The sequence below is a fragment of the Streptomyces sp. NPDC001544 genome (genome assembly GCF_042894285.1).
GTDB lineage: Bacteria > Actinomycetota > Actinomycetes > Streptomycetales > Streptomycetaceae > Streptomyces.
Genome location: NZ_JBIAVN010000022.1, coordinates 54,635 through 69,946, shown reverse-complemented (window position 1 = coordinate 69,946; position 15,312 = coordinate 54,635). Strand labels below are relative to the sequence as shown.

At 71.1% G+C, this 15,312-nt stretch carries 13 protein-coding genes; 4 read left to right on the top strand and 9 right to left on the bottom strand.

The features are described 5' to 3' along the window. Position 1 precedes the first annotated feature (1 nt). The 9 genes from ACFY0F_RS35375 to ACFY0F_RS35335 all read right to left on the bottom strand — a co-directional run bounded on the left by ACFY0F_RS35375 (position 2) and on the right by ACFY0F_RS35335 (position 10,743). Positions 2-775: an anti-sigma factor family protein gene (locus ACFY0F_RS35375; RefSeq protein ID WP_388803919.1), complete on the bottom strand. Its 774-nt coding sequence runs from the start codon at positions 773-775 to the stop codon at positions 2-4. A 50-nt stretch (positions 776-825) separates the two neighbouring features. After that, a complete protein-coding gene (locus ACFY0F_RS35370; RefSeq protein ID WP_010039908.1) occupies positions 826-1,347 on the bottom strand; it encodes a sigma-70 family RNA polymerase sigma factor in 522 nt (173 codons plus the stop codon). Between the two features lie 329 nt (positions 1,348-1,676). Beyond that, positions 1,677-2,291: a CGNR zinc finger domain-containing protein gene (locus ACFY0F_RS35365; RefSeq protein ID WP_388803916.1), complete on the bottom strand. Its 615-nt coding sequence runs from the start codon at positions 2,289-2,291 to the stop codon at positions 1,677-1,679. A gap of 90 nt (positions 2,292-2,381) precedes the next feature. Beyond that, a complete protein-coding gene (locus ACFY0F_RS35360; RefSeq protein ID WP_388803913.1) occupies positions 2,382-3,542 on the bottom strand; it encodes a uroporphyrinogen-III synthase in 1,161 nt (386 codons plus the stop codon). Positions 3,543-3,627: 85 nt separating this feature from the next. After that, positions 3,628-5,007, bottom strand: a complete 1,380-nt coding sequence (locus ACFY0F_RS35355) for a nitrate/nitrite transporter (RefSeq protein ID WP_388803910.1) — start codon at positions 5,005-5,007, stop codon at positions 3,628-3,630. 178 nt (positions 5,008-5,185) lie between these two features. After that, positions 5,186-6,376, bottom strand: coding sequence for an acyltransferase (locus ACFY0F_RS35350; protein ID WP_388803907.1), 1,191 nt, complete (start codon positions 6,374-6,376; stop codon positions 5,186-5,188). Beyond that, the gene (locus tag ACFY0F_RS35345) at positions 6,373-8,457 is read right to left on the bottom strand and encodes a glycosyltransferase (protein ID WP_388804033.1); all 2,085 of its coding nucleotides are present in this window, start codon (positions 8,455-8,457) and stop codon (positions 6,373-6,375) included. The genes ACFY0F_RS35350 and ACFY0F_RS35345 overlap by 4 nt, the downstream gene beginning before the upstream one ends. 248 nt (positions 8,458-8,705) lie before the next feature. Further along, positions 8,706-9,605 (bottom strand): hypothetical protein, encoded by a 900-nt coding sequence (locus tag ACFY0F_RS35340; protein ID WP_388803904.1) that lies wholly within the window; start codon positions 9,603-9,605, stop codon positions 8,706-8,708. Positions 9,606-9,759: 154 nt separating this feature from the next. Then, positions 9,760-10,743, bottom strand: a complete 984-nt coding sequence (locus ACFY0F_RS35335) for a LysR family transcriptional regulator (RefSeq protein WP_388803901.1) — start codon at positions 10,741-10,743, stop codon at positions 9,760-9,762. Between the two features lie 83 nt (positions 10,744-10,826). Between ACFY0F_RS35335 and ACFY0F_RS35330 the strand changes: the two genes are divergently transcribed. From ACFY0F_RS35330 to ACFY0F_RS35315, 4 genes are all read left to right on the top strand, one after another. Next, a complete protein-coding gene (locus tag ACFY0F_RS35330) occupies positions 10,827-12,059 on the top strand; it encodes an MFS transporter (RefSeq protein WP_388803899.1) in 1,233 nt (410 codons plus the stop codon). 145 nt (positions 12,060-12,204) lie between these two features. After that, positions 12,205-13,497, top strand: a complete 1,293-nt coding sequence (locus ACFY0F_RS35325; protein WP_388803896.1) for an ABC transporter substrate-binding protein — start codon at positions 12,205-12,207, stop codon at positions 13,495-13,497. After that, entirely contained in the window at positions 13,494-14,462 is a 969-nt protein-coding gene (locus tag ACFY0F_RS35320) for a carbohydrate ABC transporter permease (protein WP_388803893.1), read from the top strand. The genes ACFY0F_RS35325 and ACFY0F_RS35320 overlap by 4 nt, the downstream gene beginning before the upstream one ends. 22 nt (positions 14,463-14,484) lie before the next feature. Continuing rightward, complete coding sequence (locus tag ACFY0F_RS35315; protein WP_388803890.1) at positions 14,485-15,309, top strand: carbohydrate ABC transporter permease; 825 nt, start codon at positions 14,485-14,487, stop codon at positions 15,307-15,309. Positions 15,310-15,312 lie beyond the last annotated feature (3 nt).

Genomic DNA, 15,312 nt, shown 5'->3' with positions numbered 1-15,312 from the left:
GTCAGGCGTTGACCGACACCAGCTTCTTGCCGTCGAAGGTCATGATCTCGAAGTGGTCGATCTCGTTCGGCTTGAAGGCGGCGCCGCCCTGGGCGTAGAGCGGTTCCTTCGCCATCTCCGTCTTGGCGTTCGGGATGCCGTAGCCCTCGTTCGGGACGGACCAGGAGGTCATCGTCTCGCGTTCACCGTTCTTGCCGACGGCGATGAGGGAGCACTTCAGGGGGCCCTTGACGTTGCTGATCTTCACCGCGCCGGCGGTGCCCCAGGCCTTCTGCGCCATCGCCACGGTCGCGGTGACCTTGGTGCTCGCGTCGGTCGCCGTGACCTTGTCGGACATGCCGTTGAAGGTGTCCTTGGCGGTGGCGGCGAGCGGTGTGGCGGTCTGGCCGCCGGAGTCGTTGCCCCCGTTCACCGCCATCACGGCCACCGGGCCGGTGATGATCAGCGCGACGGCGGCCGCCAGCGCGAAGAAGTTGCGGCGGCGCTTCTTGGCGTGGGTCACCGCGACCTCGTCGACGAGCTTGTCCATCAGCCGCGGTGCGGGCTTGGCGGACAGGGACTCGCCGATCGCGGGTGTCCCGGGGCCCTGCATGTCCGCGAGCGCGGCCAGCATCGGCTCCATCCCGGCGAGCTCGTCGAGCTGCTGGGCGCACCACTCGCAGGAGGCGAGGTGCGCTTCGAAAGCGGTCGCTTCGGCGTCGTCGAGGATGCCGAGGGCGTAGGCGCCCACGGTCTCGTGCTCGTTGGGCACCGGAGGTCCCTGCCTGGGGGTCATGGGTCCAGACATACCCGGACCACCCGCTCCGAATCCACCGTAGACACTCATCACGCCGTCACCCCCCGCTCTTCCAGTGCGAGCTTCATCGACCGCAGGGCGTAGAACACCCGAGAGCGGACCGTGCCGCTGGGTATGCCCAGCGTCTCGGCCGCCTCGTTGACGGTACGCCCCTTGAAGTACGTCTCGACGAGGACCTCTCTATGGGCAGGGGTCAGGTCGTCGAGCGCGTCCGACAGCGTCATCAGCCACAGCGCCTTGTCGATCTCGTCCTCCGCGGGGATGACCTCCAGCGGCGACGGATCGACCTCCTGCGGCCGGGCCTGCCGGCTGCGGTGGCCGTCGATGACGATGCGGCGTGCGACCGTCACCAGCCAGGGGCGTACCGATCCGGTCGCCCGATTGAGCTGACCGGCGTTCTTCCAGGCACGGATGAGCGTCTCCTGCACGACGTCCTCGGCACGCTGCCGGTCTCCGGCAACCAGGCGCAGGACATACGCAAGCAGGGGTCCGGCGTGCTCCCTGTACAGGGCACGCATCAGCTCCTCATCAGGCTCCGAGGGCTGGGACATGCGATGTCGGGCCCTCGATCCACGTTCATTGGCCACGGCCGCATCCTTGCGCACGCCCACCTCCGGTGTCCGGGGGTTCCCCCAGTCGGTCGCTCCCCCAGACGTACGGATGCGTTCCGCGGCGTGTTCAAACCCGGGTGACAAATTTCTCGGAGGCGGTGTGACGAGCTGGACATGGGCGCACATTCCCACCGCGTGATCTTTACATTTCCGACACATCGCCAAGGGGGGCGAAGTTGCCCGTGCGGCGATCGAGGCAAACGCGGTGTTATCGAAATCACTTCGACGCCAGACCGGTACTTACCGCGCAGACGACTCCTAACGGACACTCAGGCCCGAGTGAGAGCCGTCCGTCGGCGGTGCCGCGCCACCCGTTCCCGGTTCCCGCAGATCTCGCTCGAACACCAGCGCCGACGGTGACCGCGGGAGGTGTCCAGATACATGATCGTGCAATTGTCCCCCTCGCACTCCCGCACGGCCGCCCGGACCACCGGGTCGGTCAGCAGCTCCACGGCGTCCCGGGCGACGGCCGCGAGCAGCGCCGCGCAGTGCGGCGGGCGGTCCAACTCCCGTACGAACCGGCCGTCCTCGCCGGGGACCGCGCGCGGGGCCGGGGGCGCGGGCCGGGCGAGCTCGTTCAGGCGGGCGAGTGCGAAGTCGTGCGGCCGGGTCCCGTGGCCGGGCCCTGGCGCCTGCGCCTTCACCACGGCCCGGACCAACACGCCGACGCAGTCCCGCAGTTCCCTGAAGCCCGTGAGCCAGGAGCCGTCGGCGTGCGCCAGCGGGGTGCCGGGCGGGACGAGCCCCGAGCCGGTGACCCAGGCGCGCAACGGCTCGACGGAGTCCAGCCGTTCACCGGGGTGGGAGGTGGAGAGAAGATCCAGGCAGATCCGCCCCGCGTCGAACCGCAGCTCGTACCCGTCCGTGGCCGTACCCAGTGCCATGCGCCACCGCCTTGGGCTGGGGAACCGTTCCCCCTCCCACAGTGCCCGCCCGCACGCGGGGCCGGAACCCCTGAGCCGTGTCAGTGCCCGTCAGGAGTCGGCGTACTTCGCGTCGGCCGCCGGGTCCAGGGCGAGTCGGTAACCCCGTTTCACCACCGTCTGGATCAGCTTCGGCGCCCCGAGCGCCGTACGCAGCCGGGCCATCGCCGTCTCCACCGCGTGCTCGTCCCGCCCGGCTCCCGGCAGTGCCCGCAGCAGGTCCGCCCGCGCCACCACCCAGCCCGGCCGCCGGGACAGCGCCCGCAGCAGGGACATCCCGGCCGGCGGTACGGGCTTCAGCTCGCCGTCCACCAGCACCGCGTGCCCGCGGATCTCCACCCGGTGCCCGGCGATCGGCAACACGCGCGCCCGGCCCGGGAGTTCCTGGCAGAGCAGCTGGACGAGGGGCCCGAGACGGAAACGGTCCGGCTGGACCGTGTCGATGCCGCGTGCCTGGAGGGGCACCGCGGTGACCGGGCCGACGCACGCGGGCAGCACGTCGTGGCTGAGGGCGGCGAGCAGTTCCGACAGCAGTCCGCGCTCCTCGGCCCGGGACAGCAGTGAGGCGGCGGCCGGCGCGCTGGTGAAGGTCAGCGCGTCCAGGCCGCGCGAGACAGCCGCGTCCAGCAGCCGGTCGAGGGGACCGCTGTCCTCCGGCGGCATCCACCGGTACACCGGCACCGGCACCACCTCCGCTCCGCCCTCCCGCAGCGCCTCCACGAACCCGGGCAGCGGCTCACCGTGCAGCTGTACGGCGATCCGGCGTCCCTCGACACCCTCCTCCAGCAGCCGGTCCAGCACCTCGGCCATCGACTCGCTCGACGGCGACCACTTCTCGGTCAGCCCGGCGGCCCGTATCGCACCCTTGACCTTGGGCCCGCGCGCCAGCAGTTCCACCCCGCGCAGCCGCCCCAGCAGCTGCTCGCCCAGCCCCCAGCCGTCGGCGGCCTCGATCCAGCCCCGGAAGCCGATCGCGGTGGTGGCGACCACCACGTCCGGCACCTGGTCGATGAGCTCCTTGGTGGCGGCGAGCAGTTCGCCGTCGTCGGCGAGCGGCACGATGCGCAGGGCCGGCGCGTGCAGCACGACGGCACCGCGCCGCTGGAGCAGCGCCCCGAGCTCCTCGGCCCGGCGCGCGGCCGTCACGCCCACGGTGAACCCGGAGAGCGGCCCGTGCGGGCCGGGGTCCGGTCGCTGCGTTTCGTCGTACATGGCTCTCCTAGCTGGCCTGCATGCCGAACGAGCCTGTCAACAGCGCGTGACAGGCTCGGTTCGGGCGGATGTCGCCGGTGTTACGTCACACCTCGGCGTAACTGAGCTGCGGCTTCGTCTCGGCGGCGGTCGCCGCCCTGCCCTGGCCGACGGGACGGCGAAGGTATACGGCCCAGGTCACCGCGAAGCAGACACCGTAGTAGGCGAGGAAGGCGACGAACGCGCCGGTGCCGGAACCGTAGGAGAGGAAGGACTGCCGGAACGCCAGGTTGATGCCCACACCGCCGAGTGCGCCGACCGCGCCGATGAGCCCCATGGAGGCCCCGGACAGCCGCCGCCCGTGGGCCGCCGCCGCCTCGCCCTCGAGTCCCTTGGCCAACGCCTTCGCCTGGAAGATGCCGGGGATCATCTTGAACGTCGACCCGTTGCCGAGCCCGCTGAGCACGAACAGCACCACGAACACGGCCACGAACAGCGGCAGCGACTTCTGCATGCTGGCGACGACGAGCACGGCGGTCGCGGCGGCCATGCCCACGTAGTTCCACAGCGTGATCTTCGCCCCGCCGTACCGGTCGGCCAGCCAGCCGCCGACGGGCCGGATCAGCGAACCGAGCAGCGGGCCGATGAAGGTGAGGTACGCGGCCTGCAGCGGGGTCCGCCCGAACTGGTTGGTGAGCACCTGGCCGAAGGCGAAGCTGTAGCCGATGAACGACCCGAAGGTGCCGATGTAGAGGACCGACATGATCCAGGTGTGCGCGTCCCTGGCGGCGTCCTTCGCGGCCCCCGTGTCGTTCTTCACGGACGCGAGGTTGTCCATGAACAGGGCGGCGAGGACGGCGGCGACGACGATCAGCGGGATGTAGATCCCGAGCAGCACGCGCGGCCCGCCGCTCGCGCCGATGATCGCCAGGGCGACCAGCTGGATGACCGGCACGCCGATGTTGCCGCCGCCGGCGTTCAGCCCGAGCGCCCACCCTTTCTTACGGAGCGGGAAGTAGGCGTTGATGTTGGTCATGGACGAGGCGAAGTTGCCGCCGCCGATGCCCGCGAGCAGACCGACGAGGAGGAACGTGTCGAACGACGTCCCCGGCTTCATCACGGTGAACGCGGCGATCGTCGGGACGAGCAGCAGGCTCGCCGAGATGATCGTCCAGTTCCGCCCGCCGAAGACGGCCACGGCGAAGGTGTAGGGCACCCGGACGACGGCGCCGACCAGCGTCACCATGGAGGTCAGCAGGAACTTGTCCGCGGGTGTCAGCCCGTATGCGGGGCCCATGAACAGCACGAGGACGGACCACAGGGTCCAGACCGAGAACCCGATGTGCTCGGAGAGAACGGAGAAGAGGAGGTTCCGGCGGGCGATCTTCTCCCCGGTCTCGTTCCAGAAGGTCTCGTCCTCCGGATCCCAGTTCTCGATCCAGCGGCCTCCCCTGCTGGGGGCGGGGGCTGTACTAGGGGCTGTCATGACGCCTCCACGGTGCTCCGGGGCTCTGGCGGTTCGCGGTGCTGAGCGGTATGAGTCCCGAAGGTAGGGAGGGCTCGTTTCCTGCCTGTGGCCATGGGTGACCGCAAGGGAACGTTGCTCTCACCCCGCCCGGAGGCGGGGTGAGAGGTCGCGCGGCGGCGGAGTCCGGCGCCGCGGATCAGGGCTTGCGGCGCGCGCCCGCGCGCTGTGCCCCGTTCGGCCACAGCCTGGGGCTCCGTCGGGCCGCGAGGTCCTCGATCCAGCCCAGGGCGAGGATCGTGAGGGCGATCAGGGGCCAGACCAGGAGGAACATCCAGAGCATGTAGGAGGCGTCCAGTGCGGCCACCGCGCGGTCGTCCTGCATGAAGGGGAGGTCGTAGGCCCGGTCGATGATCGGGACCGTGGCCATGATCAGCATGTTGTGCCACAGGTAGATGGTGACGGCGCGGTTGTTGGACAGGGTGACCAGCTTGTCCCAGCGGCGCAGCCGGGCCGGGAGTTCCCGCCATGACGGGGAGTACTGGAGGAGGATCACGACGAAACCGAAGGACCAGGTCGCCTGGGCCAGAGGGATGTCGTTCAGGTCCCAGCCGTCCGGCCCGAGATGCCCCGAGGCCCACCACAGGGCGAAGGACATCAGCAGAGCCGAGGCGGAGACGGCCAGGTAGCGGGGGACGCGGTGCAGCAAACCCTCGTGGTGGGCGAGGCCGAGGACCCAGCAGCCCCCGTACACCGCGAAGTCCGTGACGGCGTTGCCCGTCTCCCCGGGGATGGTGACCAGGCCCGTACCCACGAGCGCCGTCAGGCCCAGCGGGGCCAGCAGGGTCGGCCACGGCGCCCTGCGCAGTGCCCACAGCAGCAGCGGGGACGCCACCACGAACCACAGGTACGCGCGCAGGTACCACAGCGGCCCCACCGCCTGCACCGCCCAACTGTCCTCCAGGAGGCCGGACTCGGAGCCCAGGTGCCAGGGGTAGGGAGGGGCGCCGACCGGGATCACGTAGTCCAGCAGTCTCACCAGTCCCCAGGTGCCGCCGTTGTCCGGGTCCTGCACCGGGTGCCAGCCGCCCATGAACATCAGCGCCAGCGCCACCGTGCTGAACGCCCACAGCGGCGGGAGCAGCCTGCGCACCCGGTCCCGGATCACCTTCGCCGCCGGGCGGTTCAGGGAGCGGGCCATCAGGGAGCCGGCCAGTGCGAACATCACGCCCATGGAGGGGAACAGGACCGTGAGCCACGCCCAGCCGAAGAGGTGGTAGACCACGACGCGGACCAGGGCGATCGAGCGGAGCAGGTCCAGGTAGCGGTCCCGGCCGGCCGGTGGCTTCCGGGCCACGGACGAGGGGGCCACGGCTTCCGTACCGGTCATGACACCGGCCTCCGTTCACTGCTGTCGGGCGTTCGCGGGCCCGGCACCCGGCCGCCGCCCGGCGCCTCGACGACTCCGGTGCGCCGCAGCTTCTGCCAGCGCAGCCGGCCCCCGGTGAGTGCCGTGATCCAGGACTGCAGCAGGACGACGTACATGAGTTGGCGGTAGAGGATCTGCTGCAGCGGCAGCGAGATCAGGTGGGTCATGCGTTCGCGGTCGAGGCGGAACGCGTACGCGGCGCACACGGCCTGGACCGTCAGGACGCCCAGCCAGGCCGCGATGGTCCTCCGGGTCGGGCCGAAGACGATCCCGTAGAGGAGGAAGACGTCGATCAGCGGGGCCAGGAGGGGGGCGAGCACCATGAACAGGGAGACCAGCGGGAGGCCCACCCGGCCGAACCGGCCCGACGGGCCGCGGTCCAGCAGCGCCCTGCGGTGCTTCCAGATGGCCTGCATGGTGCCGTACGACCAGCGGTAGCGCTGGGACCAGAGCTGCTGGACGGACTCCGGGGCCTCGGTCCAGGCGCGGGCCTTCTCCGCGTACACCACCCGCCAGCCGTCCCGGTGGAGGGCCATCGTGATGTCGGTGTCCTCGGCGAGCGTGTCGTCGCTCATGCCGCCGACCCGTTCCAGGGCGGACCGGCGGAACGCCCCGACGGCGCCGGGGATCGTCGGCATGCAGCGCAGGATGTCGTACATCCGGCGGTCGAGGTTGAAGCCCATCACGTACTCGATGTGCTGCCAGGCGCCGATGAGCGAATCCCGGTTGCCGACCTTGGCGTTGCCGGCCACCGCGCCCACCTTCCGGTCGGCGAAGGGCTGGACGAGCTCCCCGACCGTGGAGGGTTCGAAGACGGTGTCGCCGTCCATCATCACGATCAGGTCGTGACGGGCGTTCGCCAGGCCCCGGTTGAGCGCGGCGGGCTTGCCCGCGTTGACCTGGCGCACCACCCGGACGCCGGGCAGGCCCATCGCCTCGACGATCCCGGCCGTGCCGTCCGTCGAGCCGTCGTCGACGACGATGATCTCGACGGGGTGTTCGCTCGCGGCCAGGGAGCGGACGGTGTTCTCGATGCACTTGGCCTCGTTGTACGCCGGGACCAGCACCGACGCGGGTTCGGTGACCGGCTCCCCCCAGCGGAAGCCGGGACGGCGGACCCGGCGGGCGTGGACACCGGAGAGCAGGAGCATGAGGGCGAAGCGGCCGATGACCAGGGAGCCGATCAGCGCGAGACCGGCCACCATGACGTCGGTGACGTCGTCCGAGGCCTGGACCAGGAAGATCCATGCCCTGCCCTTCCACAGGCCGGGGCCGGTCACCGGGGTGTGGGCGCTGGGGGCGTCCAGGGCCTCGGTGAGGTTGTCGAAGGTGTAGCCCTGTTGCTGCATCAGGGGCAGGAACCTGTCGAGCGCCTGGACCGTCTGGTGCCGGTCGCCGCCCGAGTCGTGCATGAGGACGATCGCGCCCTTGCCGTGGCGTGGGGTGGCCCGGCGGATGATCTCGGCGACACCGGGCTTGCGCCAGTCCTCGCTGTCGGTGTCGTTGACGACCGTGATGTAGCCGCGGGTGCCGATGTACCGGGTCACCGGCCAGGACCTGTCGTCCATGGCGTCGGCGAAGGACGAGTACGGGGGACGGAACAGGGAGGTGCGGATGCCGGCCGCGCCCGTGATGGCCAACTGGTTCTGGGACAGCTCCCAGTCGATGCGCTTCTTGGACTGGTAGGAGAGGTCGGGGTGGCTGAAGGTGTGCAGGCCCACCTCGTGGCCCTCGGCCACCATCCGCCTGACCAGCTCGGGGTGACGGGAGGTCATGGTGCCGGTGACGAAGAAGACCGCGTGCGCGTGGTGCTTGCGCAACACGTCCAGGACCTTCGGGGTCCAGGTGGGGTCGGGGCCGTCGTCGAAGGTGAGGACCAGGCGGCGGTCGGGGACGCGCAGGCTGGTGGTGCGGCCGTCGCGGGTGTCGATGACCGGACCGCCGGTCAGGATCTTCTCCGGCACCTCGCCGGTGGAGGCCTCGGGGCGGATGCGGTGGTCGGCGAGGATCTCGCTGTGCACGTAGCCGCGCAGCATCAGCATCGCGACCAGGACGAGGAGGACGAGGAGGGGGAGCAGCAGGCGCAGGGGGAGGCGGCGGCGCCGGGGACGGGTGTGGGTGTGGGTGTGGGTGTGGGTGCGGTCCTGGGTCGGCGGTGCGGTCCCGGGGCTTCGTCCGGTGGCGGGTCCGGCTCCGGGTGCGCGCCCCGCTTCGGGCCCACGTCCGGCCGCGGGTCCGGCTGCGGACCCACGTCCGGTTCCGGCACCCCGGACACGTGTGCGGCGGGCCATCAGATGTGCGTGCCGGTGCCGGAGCCCGTGCCCGTACCGGGGCCCGAGGACAGGGACGGCGACGGGCTGCCGGAACCGACGGCGGGGCCGGTCGGGGGCGGCGGGGTGACCGAGGGGGTCGGGGCCGAGGGCTCGGGGTCCGGGGAGGAGCCCCCGGTGGCCGGGCCGGAGGGGGCCGTCGGCGTGGGGCGCGGGTCGGCGGAGGTGTCCGGCTGCTTGGCGGTGCCGCGGGTGGCGCCGGGTACGGGCGCGCTGCCGCCCGGTGCCGGGACGGCGGGCGGCGTCGCCCTGGTGCCGGGCGCGGCGCCGACGCGGGCGGAGGGCCGGGCGGGGTCGGCGGGCACCGGGGAGATGTCGACCTGGCCGGCCGGATCGTTCTCCTTCTGGCCCGGCACCGGCAGCCAGGGCGCGTCCGAACTGCCGGACAGGAGGGTGGCGGCGATGACGACGGCGTAGGCCGCGCAGGCGATGCCGACGAACATCCCGAGGCGGCGGAAGGTGCGGCCGCGGCGGCCCGACGCGTCGACGAACACCGGTCCGTCGGGGGCGTCCCGGCGACCGGCGTGCGGCGGCCGCCCGCGCTCGGCCGGGCGTGTCCGGCCGGCGTCGCCCACCGCCTTCGCGCCCGGCAGGCGTAGCTCCGCGATCCGGTCGGTGTCGAGCCGGACCGTCAGCTCGTGCGGGTCGTGGCCGGCCGGCCCGGCGGAGCCGGGGGTCCGCGCGGCGGGCAGTACCCCGGTGGGAACGGCGTCGGGCACGGCCCCGTCCGCCAGGACGTCCGTCGTCCCGGTCTCCGGGAAGCTCTGGGCTTGCGCCCCTGTCGCCGGCAGACCGCGGTCCCCTGGTTCGGGATCGGGCCATTCCGTCCGGGCGTCGTCCGGCCATTTCTTCACGCGCACCTGCGTTCCCTCCACGGGAATGTTTCCGGGTGCGCAGACGACTCCGAGCCCCCGCCACCGGACCCGGCCCCCACCGGTCCGAGCGCCCCCCACGTCTCACTGTGCTCGGCTGTCACGACCGTAGCGCCGGTCCGGGCGTCGGAGTTGCAGAGTTTCAATGGTGAACGGAACTGTCCGATTTACTGATCGTTTCATCGATGGCTGGAACCCATGCGCTTTCGGGTCGTCTCAACCAGCCTCGCTCGGCCGCCAGTTGCGCCGCCGCGCGTCGAACCGCGTCGAACGCGGGGTGTGTCAGACCTCTGCGCCACACGAGCGACACGGGCGACAGCGGGACGGGGTCGACGAGCGGCCGCACCACCGTCCCCGGCAGGGCCGAGAAGTCGGTCACCGCGAGGACCGGATGCCCGGTCCTGGTCATGAGCCGGTGGAACTCCTCCACGCCCACGGCCAGCGGGGCCGGCGGCGCGACCTCGATGCGGCGTCCGGCGAAGAGCCGGTGCGCGAGGTCGGTCCACTCCGGCGTGCGCGGGTTCCCCGCACCGGCGTACACCGTCTCGCCCGCCAGCGCGTGCAGCGGTACCGCCTCCAGCGGGGCCAGCCGGTGCGTCTCGGGAAGGATGACCGCCATCGGCTCGTACCGTACGAGCCGGTGGTCCAGCCGGGCCCGCAGCGCCGGGTCGAGGCCCGCGAACCTGCCGAACGACGCGTCCAGGCGCCCGGCGAGCAGTTCGGCCGCGGCTCCCGTGAGGCCACTCTCGTAGCGGGCCATCAGCTCGTGGTCCGGCGCGAGTTCACGTGCCCGGTGCAGCACGCTGCGGCCGGTGTCCAGGTCCGGGGAGTTGAGGTCGACCAGGAGGGCGCGGGCCTGTCCGAAGGCGGCGAGCAGGTCCTCGTGGGCGGCCAGGACGCGGCGGGCGTGCGGCAGCAGGCGCTCGCCGTCGGCGGTCAGTGCCACCTGCCGGGTGGTGCGGACGAACAGTTCGGCGCGCAGCTCCCGTTCGAGGCGCCGTACGTCCCTGCTGAGCGCCTGCTGGGCGACGTACAGACGGGCCGCGGCGCGGGTGAAGTGCAGTTCCTCGGCGACGGTGACGAAGGCGCGCAGGAGGCGGGGGTCGAGGTGGGCGGGAGTGGGCACCGCGTGAACTTACAACAGCGGTGCGTGAATCGGCACGGATCAGGTGTTGGACCAGGTGATCCACCGCGGGCGACGGTGAGGTCATGCCTCCCCTCTCCCCCGGCGCGTACCGCCGACTGTTCGGCCGCCCCGGCACCCGTGCGTTCACCGCCGGCAACCTGATCGCCCGCCTGCCGATGGGCATGTTCGGGGTGAGTGCGGTCGTCATGATCGCCGGATCGCGGGGCTCGTACGCGCTCGCCGGTGCCGTCACCGCGACCGGTCTCGCGGCGACCGCGGTGGCGGGACCCTGGATCGCCCGGCTCGTCGACCGGCACGGTCAGGCCCGGGTCGCCGTGCCGGCCACGGTCACCGCCGTGCTGGGCGGTCTCGCCCTGCTGCTGTGCGTGCGCCTGGGCGCCCCGGACTGGACCCTGTTCGCCGCGTACGCCGCCACCGCCACCGTCCCGAACATCGGCGGCATGTCCCGGGCCCGCTGGGCCCACCTGCTGCGGGACGACGCCGAGGCCCTGCACACCGCGAACTCCTTCGAGCAGGCCGCCGACGAGCTGTGCTTCATGCTGGGCCCGGTCCTGGCGTCCTTCCTGACCGGCACGTTCTTCCCGGAGGCGGGCACGCTCGTGGGCGGGGTGCTGCTGCTGGCCGGGGTGCTGCTGTTCGCCGCGCAGCGGTCCACCGAGCCGCAGCCCCGGGGGCGTACGCGGGCCGCGTCACCGCTGCGCACCCCCGGCATACCGCCGCTGCTGGCGTGCTTCGTCGCGACCGGCGCGGTGTTCGGGTCGATGGAGGTCGTCACCATCGCGTACGCCGACGCGCAGGGGCACCGCTCGGCGGCCGGGGTCGTCCTCGCGCTGCAGGCAGCGGGTTCCTGCGCCGCGGGCCTGCTGTACGGGGCCCGGAGGCCGGACGGGCCCGCGGAACGCAGGCTGCCGTGGTGTCTGCTGGCCATGGCCGCGCTGATGACCCTGCCGCTGCTCGCCGCCCGTACCGCGGGCACGCTTCCCGCGCTGGCCGTGGCCCTGCCAGGGGCGGGCATGGCGACGGCGCCGACGATGGTGACGGCGATGACGCTGGTCCAGGACCGCACCCCTGCGGACCGCCTGAACGAGGGGATGAGCCTGGTCGTCACCGCCCTGCTCACCGGCATCGCCTGCGGCTCGGCGGCCGGGGGCTGGGCGGCGGAGCACACCGCACCGGCGGCCGGCTTCGCGGTGCCGGTCGCGGCGGCCGTGACGGCCCTGCTGATCAACACGGCGGGGAACGCCCTGCGTTCACTCCGTCGAACCGCTTGCAGCAATTCCGGCCAGAGTCATTGACGCTCTCCCACCCGCCACATACCTTCCTCCGTCGAAGCGCTTCGACGCCACGTATCGAATCGCATCGATGCGCATCCACGCGCATCGACGCACGCTGCGTGGCACCCCGAGAACCATCCGACTCCGACTCCCCTGGAGGCACTGGATGTTGACGGCACGAAGGCGATGGGCGGCCGCGGCGGTGATCCTGTCCGGATCGCTGCTCCTGGCCTCCTGCGGTGACTCGGACAGCGGTGGGTCCGACGGCAGGACACTCCGGCTCTGGCACTACGAGGCACCCGACAGCGCGATGGGCGCGGCCTGGAACGAGGCCATCAAGGAGTTCGAGGCCAAGCACCCGGGCGTGAAGGTGAAGTTCGAGGAGAAGGGCTTCGAGCAGATCCAGAAGACGGCACCGATGGTCCTGAACTCCTCGGACGCGCCGGACGTCATGGAGTACAACAAGGGCAACGCGACCGCCGGCCAGTTGTCCAGGCAGGGCCTGCTGACCGACCTGACCGCCGAGGCCGCCGAGCGCGGCTGGGACAAGAAGCTCAGCGCCGGTGTGCGCACGACCAGCATGTACGACGCGGGCGGCGTGATGGGCTCCGGCAAGTGGTACGGGGTGCCCAACTACGCGGAGTACACGATGGTGTACTACAACAAGGACCTCTTCGAGAAGTACGGGATCGCCGAGCCGAAGACGTTCGACGACCTCACGGCCGCCCTGGACGCCTTCGCCAGGAAGGGTGTCACCCCGCTCGCCAACGGCGGCGCCGAGTACATCGCCCAGCAGTACCTCTACCAGCTCGCCCTCTCCAAGGCCGACCGCTCGTGGGTCGACAAGTACGAGCTGTACAAGGGCAGGACCGACTTCCACGACGCGGCCTGGACCTACGCCGCGCAGACCTTCGCCGACTGGGTGAAGAAGGGGTACATCAGCGAGAAGTCCACCAGCACCAAGGCCGAGGACGCGGGCGTGTCCTGGATCCAGGGCAAGGCGCCGATCCTGTTCTCCGGAAGCTGGTGGTACGGCCGCTTCCAGTCGGAGGCCAAGTTCGACTGGGACACCGCGCTGTGGCCCGGCTCGAACCTGACCCTGGGCTCCGGCGGCAACCTCTGGGTGGTCCCCAAGAACGCCAGGAACAAGGACCTCGCCTACGACTTCATCGACATCACCATGTCGAAGAAGATCCAGAACCTGCTCGGCGACAAGGGCGGCGTCCCGGTCGCGGCCGACGCCTCCGCCATCACGGACCCGAAGTCCAAGAAGCTCATCACCGACTTCAACACGCTGAGCCGGCGGGACGGCCTGGCCTTCTACCCGGACTGGCCGGTGAACGGCTTCTACGACGTCCTCGTCTCCGAGACGCAGAAGCTGATGACGGGCGACGAGAAGCCGGACGGCTACCTCAGCGCACTCCAGCAGGCCTACGACAAGGCCGCCCCGAAGCAATGACGGCCACCGTCGAACGGGACACGCGGGCCGTCGGCAAGCACGCCCACGCCGGCCCGGGCCGCCCCCGTACCCGCGACTCGTACGCCCTCTTCCTGCTCCCCGGGATCCTCGCCTTCCTGGCGGTCGTCGCCGTCCCGTTCCTGATGAACACCGGCGTGAGCTTCACCGACTGGCAGGGCGTCGGCAGCCCGAAGTGGACCGGGCTCGCCAACTACCGGGAGCTGATGGACGACTCGGAGTTCTGGGCGTCCTTCCGGCACAGCCTGTTCATGGTCGTCGCCATGGCGGCCGTACCGACGGCGGTCGGCCTGGTCCTGGCCGCCGCGCTGTTCGACTACATCGGCAAGCACTTCGGCAGCAAGGTGGTCGCGGTCCTGCGCGCCTGCTTCTACCTCCCGCAGGTGCTGCCGATCGCGGTCGCCGGGATCGTCTGGAGCTGGATCCTCGCCCCCGACAACGGCTCCCTCAACGAACTGCTGAAGGCCGTCGGGCTGGGCTCGTGGCAGCAGGACTGGCTCGGCGACCCGGACATCGCGCTGTACAGCGTGATGGGCGTGATGGTGTGGGTGCAGCTCGGATTCCCGCTGGTCGTCTTCATGGCGGGCCTGCAGCGCGTCGACCCGCAGTTGCAGGAGGCGGCCGAACTGGACGGGGCCGGCTGGTGGCGCCGCTTCTGGCACATCACGCTGCCGCAGATCCGCCCGGAGATCTACGTGGTGCTGACCTGGTGCACGATCGCCGCGCTCAAGGTGTTCGGCGCGGTGTACGTGCTGACCAAGGGCGGCCCGGGCGGGGCGACGGACGTGCCGTCGTACTTCTCTTTCTCCACCTTTTTCGAGAAGACCCAGGTCGGCTACGGTGCCGCGATCTCCACGGTCCTCACGGTGATCATCCTGGCGCTCTCCCTGGTCGGCCTGAAACTCCAGACCCGCGCCGAGGACGCCGAGGAGGGGGTTCGCGTATGACCGCCGAGGAAGGGGCCCGCGCATGACCGCCGCCCTGCGCCGCTACCCGGTACTGGTGGCCCTGGGCATCGCCGCACTGTTCATGGTGGTGCCGTTCGTGATCGTGGCCGTCAACGCGGTCAAGTCGCCGGCCGAGTACTCCGCGCACGGCCCGCTCAGCCTGCCCGACGGCCTCTATCTGGACGGCCTGAAGGACTTCTGGCAGCGGGTCGACTACGGCCGGAAGCTGGTCAACTCGGTGCTGATCAGCGGCTCGGTTGCGGTGCTCGCCGCGGTGCTGTCGGTGCTGAACGCGTACGCGATCGGCATCGGCCGGATCCGGGGCCGCGCCTGGGTGCTGGCCTTCTTCGTGCTGGCCAACATGCTGCCGCAGGAGGCGCTGGTGTACCCGGTGTACTACCTGAGCAAGCAGGTCGGCCTGTACGACACCCGACTCAGTGTGATCATCGTGTTCACGGTGATCCAGGCGGCCTTCGGCACGTATCTGCTCTCCTCGGTCCTCGGGCAGTTCCCGCGCGAGATCATCGAGGCCGCCCGGATCGACGGCGCGAACAAGTGGCAGGTGCTGTGGCGGATCGTGGTCCCGGTCAGCCGCCCCACCCTCGGGGTGCTGCTGGTCTTCTTCTTCATCTGGACCTGGAACGAGTTCCTGCTGCCCCTGGTGATGCTGATCTCCAACGACAACCAGACCGTGTCGGTGGCGCTCGGTGTCCTGCAGGGCCAGCGCCTGATGGACGCCACGATGACCAACGCCGCCGCCCTGCTGGGCGTGCTGCCCGCGATCGTCTTCTTCCTCGTCTTCCAGCGGACGCTCACCCGCGGCATCGCCGTGGGCGCGGTCAAGTAAAGG